The sequence below is a fragment of the Flavobacterium flavigenum genome, from assembly GCF_027111255.2.
Classification (GTDB): Bacteria; Bacteroidota; Bacteroidia; order Flavobacteriales; family Flavobacteriaceae; genus Flavobacterium; species Flavobacterium flavigenum.
The window spans coordinates 124,391-149,115 of sequence record NZ_CP114285.2 but is presented as its reverse complement, the minus strand read 5'-3'; the positions used below and the strand labels follow the sequence as shown (position 1 = coordinate 149,115).

Below are 24,725 nucleotides of genomic sequence, written 5' to 3'. Positions count from 1 at the left end.
ATTTTAGAATATAATATTAGCCCCAAAATTGAACCTTTTCACAGTTGGATAAGCACCCTGTGATGCCCAGCCAGTACCTGCATAATTTGCTTCACGGTCATCAGGCATTTTTGACCACAAAAACAAGTTATTTCCATTTAAATAAAATCGTATGCTCTGAAGTCCGGCCGATTTTATCCAATTTGTTTTGCCATCAAAAGTGTAAGCTATTTCCGCATTTTTCAAACGCAGATAAGATCCATCGTACATGAATCTGCTACCGTTATTAAAATCGCTTGCTGTAGCGAGCCAGCGTGGCATAGGCAAATCTGCATTTGTGTTGTCTTGTGACCAGTAAGATCCCTGATCATAAACAACATGATTCTGAGAGCCTAAACTAGTAAGTACTACTTGTCTGGTAACATTATTTACACCATAAAACTGTACAAAAGCACTAAAACCTTTCCAATTAACACCAAAAGTATTGTTATATGTATTTTGAGGTGTTCCGGTATATCCATAAGGAATATTGTCTTTTGCATCTATGACACCATCGGCATTATAATCAAGTATATTGTAATTACCCGGTAACTTGGCGGCATCATTTGTACTATGAATGGTACTTGCATATAGCTCATCCCAGGTATTGTAATACCCCTGACTTACATAAGAATGAGCCTGATTTACAGCATATCCCTCCTTTTTTTGATAATCTGGAAACAATTCTGGATCATCTGCAGCTAATATTTTGTTTTTTGAATGGGTAAAGTTAGTTGTCCACCATAGATTAAGACCATTTCCAAAGGTATAGTTGAACTTTAACTCTAATTCGTACCCTCTGTTTTCAACTTGTCCCAAATTAGCAATTGGAGCTGTAGCCCCAAAATATGGAGGAATTGCTCTTTGGTTACCTGGCAATAGAACATCTGTTCGATTTTCGCTATACCAATCAAATGTACCCGTAACGAATCCTTTGAATAAACCAAAATCAACACCTGCGTTAATCTTCTTGGCTATTTCCCAATGTATTTGAGGATTGGCAACTGATAATTCATTATACCACACATACGGACTTTGTTCAGCACTTTCTCCAGTGGTTCCTAATGGTGTAGTTCCTCCATATCCCCATTGAGACTGATAAATAAACCTTTGAGAAAGATTTCTCTGATATCCGCCATCATCACCCACCTGACCATAAGAAGCACGGAATTTTAACAAGTCAAGAAAAGATGCTGTTCTTTTCATAAAATTTTCTTTAGAAAGAATCCAGCTTACTCCTCCTGAAGAGAAAAATTCAAAACGATTTTCTGGTCCAAATTTTTCGGAACCATTATAAGCTCCATTATATTCTATAAAGTATTTGTCTGCATAATTATAAGTAGTACGGAATACCCAGTCTTCCCTGTAATGCGGTATTTCACTTCCAAGAGCATCTTTATCCCTGCTAAAAAGTCCCATAGCAGAAATATTATGATTGTCTGAAATTTTTGTTTGGTAATTCAACTGTAGCTGATAAAAAAGCTTACGATATGTAGCCCAGTCCCTTACACCACCTCCGGTTGCAGTCCACTTTACACCTTCCTGAAAATCAAATCTATTATTATTATCATAAGCTTTTTTATAAAGAACTACCCCAGTAAGAGGATCAATATATTTTTCCTGCACATCGTTATATAAATCACTAATACCTCTGTCTGCTTCAACAGAAGAATTATCCAATGCAACTAAACCTTTGAAATTAAGCCCCTTTATCCATTTATCAAAATTTTGTTCGATTGTAAAGTCTGTATTTAATTTTGTAGTCGTTACAAACTGAATACCACTGATAGCAAGATTTCTTACTGAATTTGAAGCTTTGCCTTCATTGGGTGCAAAATACCCCCAGGAACCATCCTCATAATACGGTAGAAAAACATCAGGTGCGGTAGAATAAGCTGCATCCCACATAGTATATTCTCCACCGGAAGCTCCCCACGGACTTTTTTTCTCTCCACGAGAACCAGCAAGTCCCACTTTAAAAACAGTACTGGATGTAATCTGAAAATCTAAGTTACTTCTAACATTCAGACGATTATATCCATAACCAGGATCATATCCTCTGTTATTATTGTATTTCTTAAATAAATCCCCTTCACTTAAAAAGTCAGCACTAGCAAAATACTTTACCGACTTTGTTCCCCCACTTACATTTAAACTGGCATTATAAGACATTGCATAGTCATTGAACAAAACATCCTGCCAGTCTACATTAGGATAACGCTCAGATTCAGCAACATTTGCAGGATATCTGTACTTATCAATAATCGCTTGAGGAATATAATCATTCCAACTAGATGGACTCAAAGCCAGTTCGTTTTCAATTGCTCTGTTTTTAACTATCAATCCGTCATAAGAGTCAAGTTTTTCTGGTAGTTTTGAAGGTACTTTCATAGTTGTATTAAAAGTTGCCCTAATCAATGCCTTACCTGACTGACCACGCTTGGTAGTGATAAGGATTACACCATTTCCTCCTTTAACTCCGTACACAGCTGTTGCAGATGCGTCTTTCAGTACGGTAACAGACTCTACAGAAGTAATCTCAACACTATTCATTGGCCTCTCTACACCATCAACTAAAATAAGTGGCTGTGCATTGTTCCATGTACTAGCACCACGAATAAAAAGTTGAGGATCTTCCTCGCCGGGCATACCAGAACTGGCAGAAGTTACTAATCCTGGAACATTACCTGTTAAGGCCGCTCCAATACTTTGAACACCCCCTGCACGCTCTAGCGTTTTTCCTGTAACCTGAGTAATTGCGGCAACTAAACTTGCTTTTTTCTGTTTACCATATCCAACAATAACAACTTCCCCCAGGTTAACCTGATCTTGTTTCATTGCCACATTAATTTCTGAACCGGCACCAACAGACCTTTCTGCAGTTATGTAACCAACACTACTAAAAACAAGAATCGCATTCGAAGAAGGTACCGTAATAGTATAGAAACCATCCATATCAGAGGTAACCACTATTTTTGGATTTCCTTTTACCGAAATGTTTGCACCTGGTATTGGCATCTTGTCCTCCGAATACACTCTTCCAGTAATAATAATTTCCTGATTAACCTGAACAGAAACATACGAATTCGATAATATATTTATCCTTTCAGCAGCTGAAATCTGTCCCGTAAACAAACACTGAAACAAAACACCTAAAGGCAGATATTTTGTTCCATTTAAAAATTTACATAATTTTATTTTCATATCATTAAATGTTTGAACCTTATCTATATTTATTACCCTTAATACTCATCGCTAATAATTTTAGATATTAGATTTGATTGAATTGATTTTTAGACTTTTCCAATTAATAGGAATTTATCAGAAAGGCTCCGCCCCTAATCAAGTTTTCTTCTGTATCAACTTCAAATTTTAACTGATGAATTACAGAAAATAATGGTTTGCTGGCATTAACATAATATGCTATGACCAAATTTGAAGTGTTTGTCTTTTTTAACACTCGGATAATTGTCCGTTTTAATCTATTGGAAAGGCTTAATTTTCCACTTTTCCTATGCTTTATAGGAATTTTAACAGAACAATGCTGCAAAAAGTTTTTCCTGAAAAATTGGATTTTAATCATTTGTTGTTTGGTTAATTTTGGTTAATTGAGTTAATTTATTGTATCCTAAAACATTTAAATTATACTTGGTTGTATAAAAATATTACAGGCAATGTATTCTGAATAGAAAATGGATTTTAGTTATACTATTATCCCTAAATCATGAAATTTTAACTATTATTTCACATTTATGTAAAAGTATTTGTTAAAAGAAAAAAAACTATTTCTATATGTTACAGATACTTTACACTACGTTACATTTAAGATAAAAAGACAGAAAAAAATATCATTCTAATTATTTAAGCCTAATAAAATAAAGGTTATCGTAAAAAATAACAGCAAAATTTAAATTATAATTATTTTTATTATTACTGTCTAACATGATATTTTATAAAATAGAGGATAATTAAATTTGATATTCCTTTGCCTTTTAAAAAGTAACATCCGATATTTCCGTAAATACCAATTGTACTAAATGTGTAAAACAATTAGACAAGCATAAGTTAAACTGGTTGGATTAATTTTTAGGAAAGTTTTAGGAAACAGCGTTTCTAAAATCTAATGCAAAGTATTCATCTATAAAGCAGAGAGGCTGTATTTCCAGAATATACTTTGTTTAATAAAGTGTGAAGACATTTACTCATTAAGTTATGGGTAAAATCATAAAAAGTCATAGAAGATATAAGAAGCTTCTGCAGTGTATTTTCAATCTACCTAAAATATTCGTTTTAAAAATCATTGAGACTTTGATTTATTTTACGAAACGGAAATCCTGCAAAAATTAAAAAGATTGGATTTCAGATAGAAATCAGCTTCGTTTTTCTCTATGGATTAGAAAAAGCTTAACTCGTTGAATTATTCTATTAACAACAATTTTATTTAACAAATCAACAACAGCCTATATTCCCCTTCATTCTCTACAGGTGCTCTGTGAATACAAGGCAGTACTTGTTGTTTTGGATGATCAACAGCTAATCTCCAAAGATGTCCTACTCCTAAATTAACAGGTTTTACATTCGTGTGCGGCTGATAATGCAAATCAAAGTAATTTTCTTTCAAAAAGTTTTCGAATTCTTCCGATGATCCCGTATGCAGGTCTTTTAGTTTGGTTAAGATTTCTGGAATTAAAATTTTTTGTTGTGCTTGGTCATTAGAAATTATATCACTTGCAGCTCCGTGATAGGTACATAAAAAAGTATCTGTTTCAATAGGCGAACGATCAACATGAAACGAATACACATCAGTCGATATGAAATCAAATTCAGCATCACGTTCATAACATTTTAGTAAATTAAGAGAGGGAAAAGCACCAAAATCTGTTAATAATTTCAAATCATTTAAGATTACTTCTCTTGCTTTATCTCCTTTTTCTGATAATTTTAGCTCGATTAGATCTTCAGGATAAACCTCTGTAATATTTTCTTTTAAACTTAGGCGGGTTACAATCTCGCTAAAATCTCCATCCAAATTTCTGTACCAGCATAACGCATTCATTTTTTCTTTAAAATCGGTATTTATAAGTTCAGAGAAATTATATACTACACCAATTTGCCCGCTGTTAGAAAATGAATTAGCCATAAAATATTAAAAAGTTATTTTTTAATTACAAAATTATGCAATAAGTTTTCAGTTGAGATTTTTTATTGTTGCAAACTTTTGGAGTTGTTCCTCTTTCTTATCCAATAAAAAAAATCTAATTAATTTCGTCATTTTTTATGTAGTTTATTTGGGACTTAGGAAAACATTCATACTCTCCTCCTGTTTTACTTTAAAGTTTTTTCTTTGTTAAAAATCAAAAAACCTAATCAAGTTCCAAAATCTGTCTGACTTCGAGTATAATCATTCCTGACGAAAGTTTTTTAGGAGCTCTTATCAATTTTTCAGCTAAAAAAGCAGTAGAAATTGGTTTTAATTTTTTTAAAAGTCCAATTGAATTTAGAGTTTTTATTAATCTAACTGAAATTTTCTCACCTAAGCGATCCGTATTTTTCCTTATAAGTAGTCCTGGCCTAAAAACCAGATATTGCTCAAAATTAAGGGCAGCAATATAATCTTCGAGTTTTCCTTTCATTTTAGAATAAAAAATAGTGCTTTTTGAGGAAGCTCCATAAGAGGAAACCAATACAAAAGACTTTACTTCATTTTTTTTGGCTTCTACAGCAACTGCCGCAGGAATATCAAAATCAATCTTCCATTGATTTTCTTTTGAACCAGCTAATTTCAATGTAGTTCCAATGCATGAAAAAAGAACATCTCCTGTAATTAAAGCGGTAAACTGATTTATTTTTGAAAAATCTACAACATGTTCCGTAAGTTTTGGATGGGATTTTCCTATTGAGCGTCTGACAAAAATTGAAACAGAAGTATAATCATTATCCTCCAGAAGCTGTTCAACTAATTCTTTTCCTGTTGCGCCTGTAGCTCCAATTACTAATGCTTTCATATTACATTTAGAATTTTAAATCAAATCTAATGAAAGCATCAGTAATAAAGCGTAAATATTTAAATAATTTAAAAGATCAAAAATCAACTATTCAATTCTGAAATTCGACAAATTTTAATGGCCTAATTTATAGATCTGTTCCATTGGCAGCCATTTTTCGCCTTCTTTAGCTCCGGGAGGCGCCTGCTGAAATTTCCACATCAATTTTTCCCATTCCTGAACATCCGGGTTAGCAGCATCCATCATTTGTTTTCGCTCAGGAGTAAACGTTTCATCCACTTCCATAATCATAAACAGGCGATTGGCAAGGATATAGATTTCCATATCAACAATTCCTGAATCTTTAATACTTTTTGTAATTTCAGGCTTGCTATTCTCCTTAGCATGATACTTTTTATATTCTTCTATTAAGTCCGGATTATCAATTAAATCACAGGCATAACATAATCTTTTTTTACTCATAATGATTTATTGAATTATACAATTTCAAGTGCATTGGCAAAAGAAGCTTCCGGTTTTTGATTTGGAAAATGAACTTCTAAGCCATTCTTATGCTGTGCAAATTTAAGCTTTTGACCTGTACTGACTAACTTTACCTGTTTAATACTATTGGAGTAATAACCCGCGTCTTTTCCTAAACTTTTAATCAATACAGAACCATTTTCCGGCCAGTCCATTACAGTAGCAAAAAGCTTTTTGTCTTTTTGCACAAAGCGGATGTCCTCTGATGTATAAGGCTTACCTTTTCCTTCGTTAAATCCCTGAGCTTTTAATGCTCCGGCACTAGCCTGTTGTGGTCCTTCACCGAATATTTTCCACGGTCTTGTACCATAAATACTTTTACTGTTGGCTTTCATCCAAACTCCAACTTCTTTTACAATCGCACGTTCTAATTCATCTATACTTCCATCCCCCCTTACCGGAATATTAAGCATCAGATTTCCGTTTTTACTCACTACATCTATTAAAGTATGAATTACTGTTTTAGCTGATTTATAACGCTTTTCGTTATAAACCCCACGGTCATAATGCCAGTTTCCAATACAAGTATCCGTTTGCCACGGCAAAGGCTCAATTTCATTACTTTGTCCTTTTTCAATATCCCACACTATAGCTTTACGCTGCTGCTCTGTTAGTATTTTGCCTGTAATAACCGCCTGGACAGTTTTATTTTTTTTCAGACTCTTATTGTACATATGTGCTACTATTCGCAAACCTGCGTCACTCACAGGCCATAATGGTAAAGCTGTATCATCAAAATAAAGCATATCGGGATTATACTTTTGGATCAGATCGATTGTCCTGTTATAAAACTTTTCAGAATATGCCGATGTAGGTACTGAAGCTCCGTCTCCCCAATCCCATTGGCTGTGAACGGATGAATCACCTGAAGGTTTTTCGCTTAACGGATGATTTTGAGCATATAAATCCTGCGGATCAAGACCTTCCCACCAGGTTCCTTTTCCGTCTTCCTTCTTCAGACGGCCATCATACGGAATTCCTGCTAAAGGACCATTTTTATCAGCACCCTGTGCAGTATCAAACCAATTCCATGCGTGTGCTGCATGAATACTTACTGCAAAAGGAAGGTTTGCTTTACGTGCCGCTTTTTCCCATCCGGCTATGATGTCTTTTTTTGGCCCCATTTTCGTAGAATTCCAGTCTGGCTGAAACTTACTGTCATACAAATCCAGATTATCGTGATGATTAGCCATTGCCATAAAATATTTGGCTCCGGCATCTTTATATAAGTCAACCAGCTCCTGCGGATTCCAGTTGTCTGCTTTCCAGATATTGATTATATCTTTAAATCCAAATTTTGACGGATGCCCATATTTTTCAACATGAAATTTATATTGCCTTGAACCTTCTTCATACATCCCTCTTCCGTACCAGTCTCCGGCTTCAGGTTCGCATTGAGGCCCCCAATGTGCCCACATTCCAAATTTAGCATCCCGAAACCAATCCGGCACCTGATACTTTTCAAGCGAATCCCACGTAGGCTGAAAAGGGCCATCGATTGGCAACGGAACATTACTAAATAATCGGGTTTGACTCAATAATGGAGATAAGTAAACTCCCGCTAAAGCCGACATCCCTAACTTTAAAGCATTTCTTCTGTTCATCTTAATATATTTTAGAGAAAATAAATTATATATTTCCGATTTATTTATTTCATGATTTATTTAATTTTATCACGAAAACAAATCGTATTTTTTTATTATTACATATATTTTAGAAATAAAATTAGTTATCTACTATTTTTTAATAACTATATTTATCACAAATATAGCTTAGAGAATATATATACTTTTATCTAAAAACGATTTTTTATTACCGAAAAACGATTTACACCTATTCCATGTCTAAAAATATCTTCAAATATTCTTTTTCATTACTGCATATTGACTATGTTAAACTTAATAACAAATGGAATTACTACAATGTGGTTAGTCCTTACTATCGCTTGTATTACATCGATGAGGGAATAGGCTCTATTTCTGACAGTTATGACGAATTAATTTTAGAGCCTGGTTTTTTATATCTCATCCCAAGTTTTACAATATGCAACCTGAAATGTGATGAATATCTGAGTCAGTTTTTCATCCAGTTTTTTGAAGAGTCTGCTGACGGTATTTCCTTGTTTAACAATAATAGAAGCGTGATGAAACTTCCAGCTACTGAAATTGATATCATACTTATCAAAAAAATGCTTCAAATTAATCCGGGAAGAGGAATCAACAGATCGGACAATCCAAAAGTATATGAAAGAGAAAGTTATTATAAAGAATACACTTCGCTAAATGATGCCATGAAGACGCATCTTAAGTTTGAAAACCAAGGTATTATCCTTCAGCTTATATCCCGTTTTTTAAGTAATCATGATTTTAAAACCAATCAGTCTCAAATTACTTCGTCTAAAATACTCGACACCATGAGCTATATCCAAATTCACTTAAAGGAAAATCTTACTGTCGCACAATTGGCTAAAAGGGTAAATCAGAATCAGGATTATTTTTCAAAGCAATTCATGCTCCATACCGGTCAAAGACCTTTGCATTATATTCATGAAAAAAAAATTGAAAGAGCCCAATATTTAATCGCTACTACCAATAAAACTTTTCTGGAGATTGCGCTGGACACCGGATTTTCGAATTTGCCTCACTTTTCAAAAATATTCAAACAGATTGTGAGCATTACTCCAGGAGAATACCGAAATCAGATTAGTCAATTAAATTAAATTCATATCTGTAGAAATAGTAAAAAAGCCTAAAAATAAAAACACTATTGCCTAAAATTAGACAATAGTGTTTTTAAAAAACTTATTTTGCTAAAATCTCAAAAGAGCTTATGGTACAAAACCTTCCCCAGTCTGGTTGTGAAGTGGTTACTCCAACAGTAATTGGTGTAGTTTGATCTATAGTAAACTCTAAAATATATTCTGTATTTCCTATTCCGTTGCTAAGAACCCTTTTGTATTTTAAAACCTCAGTGTTAGTCGTAACAGATTCTACATTTGGCAATTCTACATTTCCCTTAGAAACAATTATATAAAATCCGCCTGGATCATTTTGTTCATGATTGGATTCAAATACAGTAACTTTTAACTGGTATGTTGCAGGGACAGCAGTAACTGTTTGATACAGTTTTCCGTTAGTTATTCCAGGTGATCCCCAGCCTGATTCAAAATTCACAGTAGCACTATTTGCTTTTCCACAGCATCCTCCATCATATCCTCCATATCCATCATGATTTTTGGCCGCAGTATTTGTGGTCCAGTCTGCAAGTACTCCCCATCTCACTCCGTTGTATGATGAATAAGCAAAAGGCTGTTTGGCATTCAGTAAAACTGGAGTCTGTACAGGTTTAACACTTTTATATGCCGAATAAAAAGTATCAATTGATTTTGGAACTGGCTTATAAAGAGTTCTGTATCTGTAAGTTGAACCAGACTTAAAATCATTTATTACTACATTCGTTTTGCTAATATCCGTAAAGACCGTTTTTAACTCATCAGAAGAGTCAGTATATTCTATTTCTGTTCCTAAAGCTCCTGAATCTGTATTTAAATTTATAAAATTGACCTTAAAATCACTTCCAACAAGTGAATAATTAAGAATTGGCCTGTTGATTAATGAATTTATATAACGGTCTCCATACACCTCTGCTGAAGCTGTTACTGCTATTGACGAATTCCCTTTTGCATCAAAGGTCCTAAATTCAAAATTATATATATTCTCTGCTAAATTGTCTATAATTTTTGAAACCTCATCTATTCCGGAAGTTCTGGCAATGGGTACAACAACTGAATCTTTTTTATTATTCCAATAAATTCGAAGTTCTTTAACCTTTGGGTCTGATATGATCAGCCCTTGTACTTCTATACGGTTTCTTCCGGGAAATAATTTTAATGAATCTATTTTTCCTGTATACGAAATCGCACCACCTTCGGTAAACTTCAGATACTCATCACCGCTTGTACATGAATTTATAATGAGAGCTGACAAAACCACAAAAACTGCGATTAAAATATTTCTTAAATTTTTCATTGTTTTTGTTTTTAGGATTAAAAATTAGGATTACCATATACCTGAACTTCAGAAATAGCCATAAATTTACCTCCTACCCAGTTTTCTAAACATTCAATTCTAAGGTATCGGACAGCAGGTTTTTCTAAAGCAATTTCATAATCGGCACCATCTCTTGCGGCTAAAAGGTCATCGTTATTTTCCTGCCCATAAGGCAGGCCGGAAGGTTTCTTGATTTCATACTCTCCCATCAACGTCCAATTACTATCCAGAGTACCGTCGTTTAAAGTATTACTTCCCCATATTCTAAACTTTTTAACAGCGCCCAAATAATAATACATCCTTTGGCCTCCAATAGGTTCTGAGAAATTCCACATTCGCATACGGCTTAACTTAGTCATCTTTCCGATATCAAAAGTCACTAAATGATTGCCCACATCTACCGTTCTGTCGGTAAAATAAGAACCCCAGTATTCTAAAAATTGCCCATCCCACAAATTGGTAACCGGGTAAGCATTATCAATTGTTTTGGTGTCATTATTAAGATGCAGGGTTACAAAAGCCGATTTTGGCATCATAACTTCAAAAAGCGGTTCAATATTAGTAAATAAAGTATCTGTATAATTGAGCCATTTATCCCTTACAACTATAGCAAAATCTTGTTTGACAGGTTCCATACCTCTCAAACTCCGTCCAATATGATCTACCGAAGTATAGATACTTGTAGGCAATGGTACCCAGTCGCCTTTCAGGTCTTTTTGCATCACTAAAATACCTATTTCTTCCTTTGTTATATTATCAGCAGTAATGCGAATACCTCCAAAGTCCGGCTTAACATTTAAAGAATCAAAAATATCAAAGATTGGTGCTTTTGAAGGTGCAACGGTAACCGTCACAGGTTTAGATTCTGTTTCGCTTTTATTAACAGCATAAATTTTAACCTCAGTTGTAGACTGTCCGGCAAAACCTTCTAAAAGCATAGAATTAGAATAATAGGAAGATTTAACTTCCATAGGCCTTCCATTTTCTAACGTGTATCTCGCCACAACATACAACAGGTCATCGTCCGAAGGCAATGTATATGTGAGTCTTGCTTTTCCCTGTAAATTCTGCACTACAACATTAGTTACTACAGCAGGTCCATTTGAATTGCTTTCCAAAGGTTCCGGCTCCTGATTCTCATTACAGGACACAATAGCCAGAATTAATGACATTACAAATATTCTTGTGAATGATTTTATAATTCGTTTCATAATTATTATTTTTTATGTTTTTACCAACCTGGATTTTGGATCAGATTTGGATTTTGAATAATTGTTGTTTCATCAATTGGCCAAAAATAGTCTCTGGGAGCTACGAAACGCTGTTGATTTAAAGTTCTTACCTGATAATAGGCTCCTTCTGTTACCCCAAAAACATTCCAGCCTTTTACAGGTTCATTAAATTCCTGATTTGCTTTTTTCCATCTTCTGATATCCCAGTAATTCTTCCCTTCATAAGCCATTTCGATGCTGCGTTCTCTGTGAATAATTTCACGCATACCTTCCTTAGTAGTATATTTTCCGGGATTTATTGAAAAATTAGTCCAGGATTCCACGACTCCTTTTAATCCTGCACGTTTACGTATAATATCCAGATATTTCAGTACTTCACCTGAAGCTGCTATTCCATCCGCTTCATTTAGAGCTTCGGCATACATTAAATATAAATCAGCCAAACGCAGTTCTGGCCAGGCATATTCTTTATATAAACTTCCGTTTCCAAAATGTTGTTCCCAATTCACCAGTTTTTTTATATAGTAACCTGTAATATTAAAATCAAAGGCATCTGCACTTCCTGCATAATCCTGGTATTTTGCTTTGATATAATATTTAGTTTCATCAGAACCGCTGTCATATTTATAGAAAATAGCTCCGTCGAAACCTAAATCAGCATAAAAACGAGGTTCTCTGTTAAAATTTAAAATTGAAGTGCGGTAGCCTTCTTTAATATCGAATTTATCTGCTGCAGTGGCTTCTTTTATCTCAGTAATATCTCCAAATGTTAAAGTTTTATCCTCTTCTATAGGTACTCCGTTTTTAGTATAAAAATTAGAAGCAGATTCAATTGTAGGCGAAAGCACCTTTCTGGCGCGGGTATGCGTAATAGTATTATCCAGAGGCATCATGCAAAGTCGCTGCAGCTCGTAAGTACGGCTATTAGGATTTGCCCAGATAACCTCATCATTCCAGGGTTCTGTTACTGCCTGTGTTATATCAAGCTTAGTTTTAGCTGTCTGTGAAATAGTAAATGCAATATCGTTTTTATAGAAAATTTTATGACCTCCACTTTCTGCAGCTATTATAGCTTCTTTAGCTGCATTTGCTGCTTTTTTCCATTTGTTTTCATCATAAGTTGTATTAAACAATGGTGTCCCGTTTTTTGTATTAAATCCTGCCATATCAGAATTTCCATTAAATAGCGGACTTGCAGCCATAAGCAGTAATTCTGCCTTAATTCCTAAAACTACTGGTTTAGTAATTCTTCCGAGTTCATTTTGCGTATCTGCAATTTGAGTAGGCAGTGCTATCGCAGCCTCGTCTAATAAACTGACCAAATAATCAACTGTTGTATCAATCGGCTCTCTTTCCACCTGTATTTGTTCTACAGGGGCATCGATAGGCAAACTAACACGAATCACCGGAATTGGTCCATACATTCGCATTAAGTAATAATGATAATATGCTTTTAAAAATTTAACCTCGCCAATCCATCTCAAACGTTCTGCCTCAGATAAATCTGCCACTTTGCTTCTGTTTTCTACATTTTCGAGAAAAACATTACAGTGTCTGATTCCATCAAAAAGTGGATAAAGATCTCCAGGTCCTGCTCCTTGATAATATCCTTCCCAGGCATTCATATACGGGCTTGCTTTTCTTTGCGTACCGGTTGCAATATTAAAAGCATAACTTGTTATAGCTGCACGATTTGGCGCAACCCATGTTTCATCTCCGGCCAGCATCCCAATATTATACACCCCGTCTCCATTCTTAGGAATATAAGAATAACAGGTAAATAAATATTTTTGAGCTTCATTTCTTAATTTAAAAGCATTTTCTAATGTTGTCACATTATCTGGAACTACATCCAGAAAATCTTTCTCACATGATTGTAAGCCTGCCAAACAAAGCATCGCCATTATTATCCCAAAAAACGTTCTTCCTTTCTGAAGGCTTATTTTTACTGAAATTATATTTTTAATTTTCATGATTTTATCTTTTTAAAAATTAACCTTAAGACCTATATTATAAACCGACTGAATTGGGTATCCTAAACCATTTCCGCCCATTTCCGGATCCCACATCTTAAAAGCGCTCCAAACGGCAAGATTACTTCCGTTAATGTAAATCCTCAGATCTTGTAAACCAAGTTTGGTATTAAAGCTTTTAGGGGCATTATATCCGATTTCTATAGATTTTAATCTTAAAAATGAACCATCACGCATCCACCAGGTTGATGTCTGATTATTATTCTCTACAAGTTTATCACTCAATCTTGGCCAGAAAGCATATAAGTTTCTATTATCTTCAGACCAATGATCTTTTGCAACCACATCTAATAAATTATTCTGATAAGAACCATCTAATACAAATGGAGCAATATTTTCTGAGTCTATAAAAAAAGAGGTACGGGCTGCCCCTTGAAAGAAAATACTAAGATCAAATTTTTTATAGCCAACTGTGCCTCCAAAACCATAAACAATTTCTGGTGATGTAGGATAACCCAAAGGAACCATATCGCTTGGAGTAATTTCTCCATCACCATTAACATCACGGTATTTTATATCACCTCCTGTGTAATCTCCAAATTGTTTTGGTGAATTATCAACTTCATTTTGATCTACAAATAAGCGTTCAGCAATATAACCGTATCTCTGATCAAAATTCTGGCCTACTCTTGAGCGATATCTCATATTAGCAGGAAAATTAATCTCATCGAATACTAAGATTTTGTTTGTTGCAAACGTAAAATTTCCTCGTAATTCTGTATACCAATCCTGATTCAATTGTTTATTAAAAGTAACAGCTAAGTCAAGCCCTTTACTTTCTATTTCTCCAAAATTAGCCAAAGGCACTGCAGTAAGTCCCATTGTCGAACCTAAATTACTTCTTGCCTGAAGAATATTAGTACGATGCTGTTTGTAAACATCTACGACAAAATTTAAAGAGTTAAAAAATTGCAGGTCTAAACCTAAATTAATTTGTGTAGATTCTTCCCATCCAATATTTTCATTTGCATAGCGGGCAACATATACTCCTGGCTGATAATAAGTATATTGCTCCCCAAAAGCTGCTCCATAACGATCATCCCCTATTCTAACATCAGATAAGTAAAAGAAACGCTGATTAACATCACCAATCTGGTCATTACCTACCAAACCATAAGTAGAACGTATCTTAAAATTAGTTACTACATCCTTAATTGGCTCCCAGAATTTTTCATTCGAAATATTATAAGCTAAACCTATCGAAGGAAAAAAACCATACCGATGTCCTTGTGCAAATCGTTCAGAACCATTATATCCAAAATTAAATTCAGCAAGATATCTATTATCAAATCCGTAAGTAAACCTACCGGAAATCCCAAGATTTCTTGATGGCAAAGAACCCTCTAATGAACCTTCATTTCCTTTCTCATAACTTGACATCAGACTGGTTATCATACCTGTCACGGCATGTTTATCGTTAAAAGTCCTATTATAATTAATTATCCCCTGAAGATAAATACGGGAATCTAATGATTTAGTTCCCTGTGCATAATCTAAATATTCTGTCCCTGGAAGCCCTACAGAACTTTTTCCACCATCATTCAATACCTGCAATTGAAGCTCGCCTGTTTCAGGACTTATATAGGACATATAATAAAATGGATTGTATTGTCTGGCAACATCAAAATAAGAATATCTTCTAATATATCCCATTGCATTCATACTAAGTCCTGGTGTTATGGCTTTTAAATCTTGCTGCAATTCAATTTGTGTTTGAATCGTTGAAGCTTTAGACACCTGATATCCTTTAACCATTTGTGCATAAGGATTAACTAAAATCGAACCTGCAGTTCCTCCTGTCAAAGCACCGCCAAACAGAGGATGCTCAACATACGGCAAATAACTGGATGGATATACTTTTGCAAATGCAACCGGATTTGACCACATAGTAAGATTAAATATATGTGCCCCTCCGGAAGTTTTATTTCCTCTTTTGTCAACGCCACCTATAGGGCCATTATAATCATCAAACTGGCCATAAAATCGAATAATTGCTTTTGTAGTTGGCGTTAATGACATATCGACATTTGACCTCATAGAATAATTTCTTAATTTAATATTACTATTAAAATCATTAATACCATCGACATTCAAAACCCCATTGTCTACATTGTAGGTACCTGCAACATAATACCTTGCTTTTTCTCCTCCACCGCTAATATTCAGATTATATCCCTGGTTAATGGTATAAGGTTTAATCAATTCATCAATCCAGTTGTTGCTTGGATATAAATAAGGATCATCGCCGGCAGCAGTTCTTGCAATTTTATTTTGGTTGTAAACATCACCTCTTTCCGGATTACGTGTCCTTACAGCCTCATTAGCTAAATTCATGTAAGTGATATTGTCTGCAAAATCGAAATTTTTGGTATTAGACGACACCCTTGATTCTACCCTAAAATTAAATTTTGTAACGCCATTTTTACCCATTTTTGTAGTAACCAGTACAACTCCATTAGCCCCCCGTGCTCCATAAACTGCTGCTGCTGCTGCATCTTTCAATACCGAAAAACTGTCTATATCATCGGGTTGCAAACGAGCCAAATCATTTGTGGTAGACTCAATTCCATCAACCAAAATTAATGGGTTAGAAGCCCCGGATCCGAAAGAACCTAAACCACGAATAAAAAAATTGGCATTATCATTTCCGGGTTCACCACTACGCTGATAAGCTATTAAACCTGAAACCCTTCCTGCTAACATGGTAGTTAAGTTACTGGTAGGTCCCTTAAGCTCTTTTGGTTTGATTGTCGTAATAGAACTCACCATACTTCCTTTCTTTTGAGTTCCGAACCCCACAATAACGACTTCCTTGAGACTATTATCAGTGGCAATTAATTTTACATTTATAATACTACTATTGCCTACCTTAATTTCCTGAGTATTGTAACCTATAAAGGAGAATACTAATATGGCTTCATCTGAATCCACTTCTATTGAGTAATTTCCATCCATATCCGTAATTACAGATTTTCGGGTTCCTTTTAGTATCACATTGGCAGCTGGAACTCCCATCCCTTCGTCCCCGGAAATAACTTTTCCTGTAATTAATCGCTGCTGTTGTAGTGTGTTTTTAACTGATGATGAATAATACCGAGGGTTTATACTATAACTAGCATTAGTACTGAAGACTATCATTATAGCCATTAGAAATTCAATCCTGATCATAAGAGACTGAATCAAATAGTTTTTTTTCATTTTGGTTTTGGTTAAAGGTTAGTAAATTTTAAAAAGGTTATTTCATTCTTATTTATTTTAAAGGTTATTTATAAGTGTGTGTTTTTTTACCAAATAATAAGGACATGCAGTACTAAAAAAAAGTAAGCATATTTTTATAATTCTTTATTTAATTTGAAGATATTAGATATAAGTGTATTTTTTACATTTGTAAAATAAATGTAAAAAAAGGAATATCATGGGGGGTAAATTGGAAAAAAATAAGGGGTATTTTTGTAAATAATTACATATTATTATTTTTATAAAATATAATATTAAAAAAATATATAGCTATATTTTAATTTATCATCACCAATTAACACAAAAAAATATAATTAAAACAATTAAATATTTCACATATATAATCCAAAAAATTTATGATATGGCAATTTTCAGCAGAAGCATTCATGAGAGGATAAACAAAGAATTAATAGAGATTTCAACTATAATACTCCAATTACTATTTTTTAGTTCTTAAAAAATAACTTGAGTTAGAAGCGTTAAAAACATAAAAAACATGCTTTAAATATCTTAAAAAAGCAGCGAAATAGACCCCAGTCAAAATAACAGTAAAAGGATACAAGACAGAATTAAAATTTGATGAAAGTAGAACTGGAAACTCCTAATCCTTGGAAGCTAAATTTTGAAAGCTTCTTAAAAGATAAAATTTATCAAGAATAGTTTGATTTTAGTAGTTTGATTTTATTACCATTACATATAACCTCGCCCATCAGATTCGCTGAGTCTGCGAAATATTAAACTCGAAAAGATCGTAATAACAGCCAGAACAATAAAGGTATAGTGAAAGGACTCTGTAATATTGAATCCAATTACATCTGACCCAAAGAAGGATAATATCAAACTTGCTACAGATACACCAAAACTAACAGATAGCTGCTGCATAATAACCAGCATGGTATTTCCTCCGCTTTTAGTATTCTCATCTAAATCCACCAAAGTGATTGTATTCATGGCTGACATTTGTATCGATGTGAAAAATCCGTAGAATATCATTAATATAATATAATAGCTAATAGGCGTGTCTTTTTCAAGAAATCCCAATATAACCAGAACGACACCCAAAAGTATTGTATTACTGATTAATACTGTCCGATATCCTAAAGACTTGATAATTTGAACCATAAAAGGTTTTATGGCTACATTAGCTAACGCTGATGGTAACAACAAAAGACCTGAAACCGAAGCCGAATAACCAAAACCTGTCTGCAGCATAAGAGGCAATAGTAGTGGAAGACCACCTATTCCTAATCTCGTGATAAGGCTTCCGGTTAGCCCTACCCTAAGCGTTTTAATATTTAACAGTCTTAGGTCAATGATAGGCTTCTCAGTTCGTTTATAATGATAATAATATAGAGCTGCCAGTACATTGAACAGTAACAATCCGCCTAATAAAATAGCCCAATTGGTTAATCCACTACTGAGTAATTCCAATATCATGGTAATTACAATTAATGCAAAACTAAAGTATACCAAACCACGAAAATCAAATTTACCTACAGCTTTTTTAAAATTCGGCATAATTCTCTTCGCCATCGATATTCCTATAATTCCAATTGGAACATTGACTAAAAAAATCCAGTGCCAAGAAAACTTGTCTGACAAAAAACCTCCCAAACTTGGACCTACTACCATACCCAACAATCCAAATATGGTTATGAAGTTCATAGTTTTAAGCAATTTACTTTTAGGATACTGATACAATATAGCCAGACGCGCTATAGGCACCATCATTGATGCACCAATTGCCTGCAATACACGTGACAAATTAAAAGTTAATAAACTGACCGAAAGTGCACAAAATAAAGAACCTGCTATAAATAACGCTACAGCTATAATGAACATAGTGCGTGTCCCAAACTTATCTGCTAGCCATCCTGAAAGAGGAATAAAGAGTGCAAGCGTAAGAGCGTAAATTACAATAGCAGAATGCATTTGTGTAGCTGAATAATCCATGTCCCTGGCAATAGAAGGCAGTGAAGTATTAAGAATTGTTCCGTCAAGTGACTGAATAAACATAGCTACAGCAGTAACCCAGGGCAATAGATAAACTGCTGTTCTTTTCTTTTTTTGTTTAATTACTTTCTTTTCTTCTTTGGTGAGCATGATATACTATTTAGGCATGCAAATTCTTAAGCCTTATACTATATTAATTTACAATTTATAATCTAAATTATTATATAATTATAGTTAAAAACAATCCAAAATATAATGGGAATTATATAAGTTTTTAATTGGATAATGTAAAGATTCTAAGTTGGTATTTCACAATTTCAGAAATCGTTAAATTGTCTTTTAATATGATACGAATTACATTTATAATTTATATAATTTTTCCTTTAATCTCCTTTTCGCAGACAGTTCACAACCCTAAAATTTTATTTGCAGTTGAAACCTACGCTTTTCTTAAAGGACAGAATGCAGCTCTTCAAAAAGTTAGTAAGGAATACCCACAACTTAAACCAGTAGCTGTTACAGCTAAAAAAAACTTAAATACTGTATTTGGCCGCGCTGAAAAAAACATCAGACAATTTTTGAGAAAAGAACTTAGCGACATACAATTTGACTCATTAAATCAGCATATTGATTCCCTTTCCAATCAACATCTTTCCGATCCTATTGAAAAAGAGTCATATGCACATCAATTCCTTTTAATAGCAAAAGAGAGGTCAAATGAAAATATTAATAATGAAACGTTGTCAAAAGGAATTTTATCTTTCAAATATCATGACGCTCCACATGAGGAAATTAGTGAAGGGCATGTCGATTTTTTTACTACTGAAAATCATCCTAAAGCAGAAAATACTTTTTTAAAAATTCCGATACCTAAAAGCTGGCTTGCCGAAGAAGCCGAAATGCCTGAAACAATACAGCAGTTTACAAGTTATTACGGCACCGGAAATGAAAAAATACTAATTGTTACATATGATCTTCCAGCAAATCTATCCAATCTTACACTGAACGAAAAATCAATTCTTTCTCTTTTGTCTCCTCAAACTAAACTTATTCATACTGAATATCTAAAAATCGACAACATACCATCTGTAATGACAGAAACCGAAGAATCAATAAAGTACGATGAAAAAAAGATGAAAATAAGAATGCTTCAGTTTATGTTTGTTAAAAATAAAAAATTATTTTGTCTGCAGGGAAGTATAGGTCCTGCTGAAGAAAACGTAGATTTAAAACTTCAGATTAAAAAATATGAGCCACTTTTCAGGCTTATTGCATCTGGAACTGAACTTAGGAATTAATAATTCCAAATTATTCATCAATCAATCACTAATTAAAAATACCTTCTAAAAAAGGACCCTGAAAAGAATTGAACACATTTCTTTTCAGGATTCCATTTTGAATATCAGCATCTAACGACTTTCAAACTCTCTACGTCGGTAAAAAGCATCATCATCGCTATCAGAATCAAAACGTGAGACATCATCAGGATAGTAGGATCTAAATACGGATCTTTCATAGTTTCTGTCGAAATTATGATGTTGGTTATATCTGCTTGTTCTCCTAAATGTATTGTAATCTATGTTATTAGCCATTACAATTTTTGTATCCTTATTTATATTAACAGAGCCAATAGGTATGATAATATGACTATCGCCATCTTTATATACAAACTCTTTTCCATTGTCATTTGCAATGGCATCATGAATCTCATTTCGACTATCTTCTATTAATGATTTATCCACATTTACATCAAGGTAAACAACACGTTGCATATCTTTATTAACCCAAAGATTATCAATTTTTCCTATAGTGCGGTTATCAGCATCAACTATTTTCCATCCTCGCACATCAGAATAGTCTGAAGCAATTTTATAATCAGGAAGTTCATCCAGCCTGTATAAGTTTCTATCTTTTTCCATATTCATTTATATTTAAGAATTTTCTTTTTCCAGATTTCTTTGCATGAAATCCGCGTTTTAATTTGTCGCATTATCTGCCCCAATTATGTTTTCGATTTCTACACTATTGTCATTCTGTGCCTGACTATCCCTCAAAAACACAAAGTAAATAACTGCAAATATTAAGACCATTGCTATAATCCAAGGCCATAAAGGTTTCTTTTTTTCAATTTTAATTTCTGCCATAACTTGAACTTTTAAAATATTTATTTTAACACTAAAGTACAAATGATGAGCAACTTAGGAAATATTTAATTTCTTTAAGAACTTACACAATTCCCAGTATTAAAAAACACTTGTCATTTGGAATTGAGAAATCTCGTAAACTAATTATATAAGAATTTATACTAATTATGTAAACACAAAAAAGATGACAATATTTAATTTGGCTATATTATTTGGAATATTCATTTAGATATTTCTTAAATATCCTTCTTGTACAAATTAATACTACCAATACAATTAACTTATATAATCACTTAACAGTATATAGTTTTTAGACTTATTATAAAACATGGAAAAACAAAATGCAATAACACATGTAATTTTAACCGGTGGCGTAGGTAGCCGACTATGGCCTTTATCACGTAAAAGCCGTCCAAAACAATATTTAGAGATTTTTGATGGAAAATCACTTTTTGAGATGACTGTAGAACGAAATAGTCACCTAGCAGATAAAGTAATGGTTGTAGGAAATGTAGACAATCACCATTTAAGCGAAAAGGTGATGAACAAGACCAATACACAATATACTAACGTTGTAGAAGCCACACCCAGAAACACAGCAGCAGCAATTGCTTTTGCAGCATTTGCATCAAATCCAGATGACATTTTAATCATTACACCTTCAGATCATATTATAGATGGAATGATTGATTATAATATTGCAATCGAAAATGCTGTATCAAAAGCAAGAGATGGCTTTATTGTAACTTTTGGAGTTATACCAACCAAACCCGAAACAGGTTACGGATATATTGAAGCTAAAGGCGATAATGTAATTTCTTTTAGAGAAAAGCCTAATGAAACTACTGCGAAAGAATTTATGGCGAGAGGAAATTTTTTATGGAACAGCGGAATGTTTTGTTTTAAAGCAGTTGTACTTTTAGATGAACTTAAAAAATTTCAGCCAGAGGTTTACGAAAAATCAAAAAAAACATGGGAATCAAATAAAAAGGGCTTTCTTGATTTTGAGTTATCAATGGAAATTCCATCAATCAGTATTGATTATGCCGTTATGGAGCACAGTAAAAAAATAAAAGTCGTTCCAGCCTCTTTCTCATGGTCAGATTTAGGATCTTTTGAAGCTGTTTATGAGTATTTGTTGTCAAGTGACCATCCTATCGACGAATACGGTAATATGGTAATAGGTTGCGAAAAACATACTACTTTTCTTGGTCTAAAGAACACAATTTTTGTTTATACTGATACAGCTAATTTGATTTTACAAAAAGAGAAATCACAAGATGTAAAAGATATTTATAGCTCATTGGAAAAACAAAATTCAGTACTTTTAAATTAAGTGAGCATTTTTATCCTCCTTAAATCCTGGTGAAATAAATTACTCTTTTGCTCCTTTACAAACTGAAATTCAGTTATAAAAAAGGTGGCAACAGAGTAATTTTTTATTTTGATTAGTCTGAAATAAAAAACAGAAAAAAATACATTTTATTTATAGTTAAATATGAGCGTTATATTAATCAAAAACGCCGTTTTATAAAATAAAACAAGTATAAACAAGCATTTTAGTTTTTAGAAATATAACAAATACAACAAATTAGAATACTGCTAAAACATAATTAATGTTTCAGATATAAATGTTATTTTCTATTCCACATACTATAAATCCAGTACTAACAAAAACTTCATTTGGTTTTTTGATACAAGTAAAAGTTGTGTGAATATTTTTTTATGTCTCCAAATAATACATAAATTTATAATTGTGTTTTTTACACTAATATTTAAAAAATGATTATATTCGGCGAATAGATTAATACTAAATGAAAGTAGAAACGGAGAATGCCGCAATAGATTTGCAAATAAATTCAAGTATTCCTAAATATATCCAGATTGCAAACAGCATTGCGGATGATATTCAGGAAGGAAAGTTTGCAATTGGTCAACGACTCCCTTCAATAAGAACTATAAGTAATAAAAATGCCGTATCTCGTGATACTGCTGAAAAAGCATATAAAGAACTGCAAGATCGTAATTTAATTTATTCGGTTACAGGACTTGGTAATTTTGTAGAATCAAAAGATCGTGATTATAGTATAAATGTTTTTTTTCTTATAAATAAACCATGCACCTACAAAATGGAAATTTACAATTCATTTGTCAGTGCGTTGGGTAAAAATGGTCAGGTTGATATGTATCTTTATTACTGTGATGAACAGCTATTCATTAATGCCATAAAGAAAAACATAAATAATTATAATTATTTTGTTATTATGCCCCACTTCAGGGACAAGAAACAAAGCCACATCAATTATACACCAATAACAATTAAGGCTATTAATTCTATCCCTAAAGATAAATTGGTTATATTAGACAATTCACATTCTGAAATTTCGGGGACTTTTCCTGTGATTTATCAGGACTTCAAATTAGATGTCATTAATGCTCTTAATGAAGCGGTTGGAAAATTAAAAAATTATGAAAAAATAATTTTAGTGTATCCTACCAAAGCTGTATTTCCTTATCCAGTTGGACTCTTAGATGGATTTTTAGAGTTCTGTTCTGAACATAAATTTCAATTTCGAATTATGGAAGAAATACATGCTGGGCTTGAATTTACATCAAAAGATGCTTATATTATTATTGAAGACAACGACCTGGTAAATCTGGTACAGCAAACCAAGGTAAAAAAACTTAAAATAGGTGATGATATTGGAATTATCTCCTACAATGATACTCCTCTAAAAGTTTTATTGGATATTACAGTATTAAGCAGTGATTTTATAACAATGGGACAAAAAGCTGCAGAAGCCATACTTAACAAAAGAAAAGACAACTTTAAAAATCCGTTTTTGTATATCGAGCGTAATTCACTGTAAAATTACAACAATAAAATTCCTGTTTTAGTGTTGAAGTATTAAAATCAAATAAAGGAGTATTTCACCAAATTGATGATCATTACTTGATTACTTTTCCCTCTTTTTACATTAATTCATTCTTTCCTCCTACCGAACTACTTTACGCCTCAACTATTTTCTTATAACTGCATTTCCAAGTTTACAGCATTTGTGGTGAAATAACATTATTAACCCAAATAATTAACTCACTTTTAAAACATATAGATCCCCTACTTAGTTTCTAAAATTTTTAATATTGATAAGCATTAATCTAATCAAAACGATTCGTATTTTTAGTCAGATCCAAAAATATTGACGTATAAACAATGCTCTCTAATGTTAATTATATAACTTTTTATGAGAAAAATATAAAGCTTTATAATTCAAAAATAACAATCTTTAAGATAACTAAGTTTAGTTTGCTAAGTTTGAGTATCGGATTAATTCAGTAAGATTATAATTTTACTCCATATATTCTTATCTGTTATTTTCTTCTTTATTTTTTAACGATTGTACTAGACAAATTTAATATCAATGGAATTAATAAACAATCAACATAAATAGTATAAAGTAAATTCTAATGATAAATAAAGAATTTTTAAAATAAAATAATTGTATTTAACGTAATTACATCGAAAATTATT

General features: G+C 33.0%; 16 protein-coding genes. 4 read left to right on the top strand and 12 right to left on the bottom strand.

Features of this window, described 5'->3' with window-relative positions; all coding sequences use genetic code 11:
- Nucleotides 1-3 precede the first annotated feature (3 nt).
- The 5 genes from OZP09_RS00510 to OZP09_RS00490 form a co-directional block, all read right to left on the bottom strand.
- Complete coding sequence (locus OZP09_RS00510) at nucleotides 4-3,222, bottom strand: SusC/RagA family TonB-linked outer membrane protein (protein ID WP_281310089.1); 3,219 nt, start codon at nucleotides 3,220-3,222, stop codon at nucleotides 4-6.
- A 1,237-nt stretch (nucleotides 3,223-4,459) separates the two neighbouring features.
- On the bottom strand, nucleotides 4,460-5,158 hold the full coding sequence (locus OZP09_RS00505) for a DUF1826 domain-containing protein (RefSeq protein WP_269235954.1): 699 nt from the start codon (nucleotides 5,156-5,158) through the stop codon (nucleotides 4,460-4,462).
- Between the two features lie 223 nt (nucleotides 5,159-5,381).
- Nucleotides 5,382-6,023 (bottom strand): NAD(P)H-binding protein, encoded by a 642-nt coding sequence (locus tag OZP09_RS00500; RefSeq protein WP_269235953.1) that lies wholly within the window; start codon nucleotides 6,021-6,023, stop codon nucleotides 5,382-5,384.
- 114 nt (nucleotides 6,024-6,137) lie between these two features.
- The gene (locus tag OZP09_RS00495) at nucleotides 6,138-6,485 is read right to left on the bottom strand and encodes an L-rhamnose mutarotase (RefSeq protein ID WP_281310088.1); all 348 of its coding nucleotides are present in this window, start codon (nucleotides 6,483-6,485) and stop codon (nucleotides 6,138-6,140) included.
- Between the two features lie 14 nt (nucleotides 6,486-6,499).
- Nucleotides 6,500-8,149, bottom strand: coding sequence for an alpha-L-fucosidase (locus OZP09_RS00490; RefSeq protein WP_281310087.1), 1,650 nt, complete (start codon nucleotides 8,147-8,149; stop codon nucleotides 6,500-6,502).
- 236 nt (nucleotides 8,150-8,385) lie between these two features.
- Between OZP09_RS00490 and OZP09_RS00485 the strand changes: the two genes are divergently transcribed.
- On the top strand, nucleotides 8,386-9,264 hold the full coding sequence (locus tag OZP09_RS00485; RefSeq protein ID WP_281310086.1) for a helix-turn-helix domain-containing protein: 879 nt from the start codon (nucleotides 8,386-8,388) through the stop codon (nucleotides 9,262-9,264).
- An 82-nt stretch (nucleotides 9,265-9,346) separates the two neighbouring features.
- On the opposite strand, the gene OZP09_RS00480 is transcribed toward OZP09_RS00485, so the two are convergent.
- The 5 genes from OZP09_RS00480 to OZP09_RS00460 all read right to left on the bottom strand — a co-directional run bounded on the left by OZP09_RS00480 (nucleotide 9,347) and on the right by OZP09_RS00460 (nucleotide 19,199).
- Nucleotides 9,347-10,573: a DUF4998 domain-containing protein gene (locus OZP09_RS00480; RefSeq protein WP_281310085.1), complete on the bottom strand. Its 1,227-nt coding sequence runs from the start codon at nucleotides 10,571-10,573 to the stop codon at nucleotides 9,347-9,349.
- 17 nt (nucleotides 10,574-10,590) lie between these two features.
- On the bottom strand, nucleotides 10,591-11,805 hold the full coding sequence (locus OZP09_RS00475; RefSeq protein WP_281310084.1) for a DUF5000 domain-containing lipoprotein: 1,215 nt from the start codon (nucleotides 11,803-11,805) through the stop codon (nucleotides 10,591-10,593).
- Between the two features lie 20 nt (nucleotides 11,806-11,825).
- Entirely contained in the window at nucleotides 11,826-13,799 is a 1,974-nt protein-coding gene (locus OZP09_RS00470; protein ID WP_281310083.1) for a RagB/SusD family nutrient uptake outer membrane protein, read from the bottom strand.
- A 12-nt stretch (nucleotides 13,800-13,811) separates the two neighbouring features.
- On the bottom strand, nucleotides 13,812-17,057 hold the full coding sequence (locus tag OZP09_RS00465; RefSeq protein WP_281310082.1) for a SusC/RagA family TonB-linked outer membrane protein: 3,246 nt from the start codon (nucleotides 17,055-17,057) through the stop codon (nucleotides 13,812-13,814).
- A gap of 729 nt (nucleotides 17,058-17,786) precedes the next feature.
- Nucleotides 17,787-19,199, bottom strand: a complete 1,413-nt coding sequence (locus OZP09_RS00460; RefSeq protein ID WP_281310081.1) for an MFS transporter — start codon at nucleotides 19,197-19,199, stop codon at nucleotides 17,787-17,789.
- A 194-nt stretch (nucleotides 19,200-19,393) separates the two neighbouring features.
- On the opposite strand from OZP09_RS00460, the gene OZP09_RS00455 reads away from it, so the two are divergent.
- Nucleotides 19,394-20,347 carry a hypothetical protein gene (locus OZP09_RS00455; protein WP_269235939.1) on the top strand — a complete coding sequence of 318 codons (954 nt, stop codon included), beginning with the start codon at nucleotides 19,394-19,396 and terminating at the stop codon, nucleotides 20,345-20,347.
- Between the two features lie 111 nt (nucleotides 20,348-20,458).
- On the opposite strand, the gene OZP09_RS00450 is transcribed toward OZP09_RS00455, so the two are convergent.
- Entirely contained in the window at nucleotides 20,459-20,968 is a 510-nt protein-coding gene (locus OZP09_RS00450) for a PRC-barrel domain-containing protein (RefSeq protein WP_269235938.1), read from the bottom strand.
- Nucleotides 20,969-21,025: 57 nt separating this feature from the next.
- The gene (locus OZP09_RS00445; protein WP_281310080.1) at nucleotides 21,026-21,193 is read right to left on the bottom strand and encodes a hypothetical protein; all 168 of its coding nucleotides are present in this window, start codon (nucleotides 21,191-21,193) and stop codon (nucleotides 21,026-21,028) included.
- Nucleotides 21,194-21,521: 328 nt separating this feature from the next.
- On the opposite strand from OZP09_RS00445, the gene OZP09_RS00440 reads away from it, so the two are divergent.
- Together OZP09_RS00440 and OZP09_RS00435 are read left to right on the top strand one after the other, a co-directional pair.
- Nucleotides 21,522-22,529 (top strand): mannose-1-phosphate guanylyltransferase, encoded by a 1,008-nt coding sequence (locus tag OZP09_RS00440; RefSeq protein WP_269235937.1) that lies wholly within the window; start codon nucleotides 21,522-21,524, stop codon nucleotides 22,527-22,529.
- A gap of 478 nt (nucleotides 22,530-23,007) precedes the next feature.
- Nucleotides 23,008-24,063, top strand: a complete 1,056-nt coding sequence (locus OZP09_RS00435; RefSeq protein ID WP_281310079.1) for a GntR family transcriptional regulator — start codon at nucleotides 23,008-23,010, stop codon at nucleotides 24,061-24,063.
- Nucleotides 24,064-24,725: the final 662 nt, after the last annotated feature.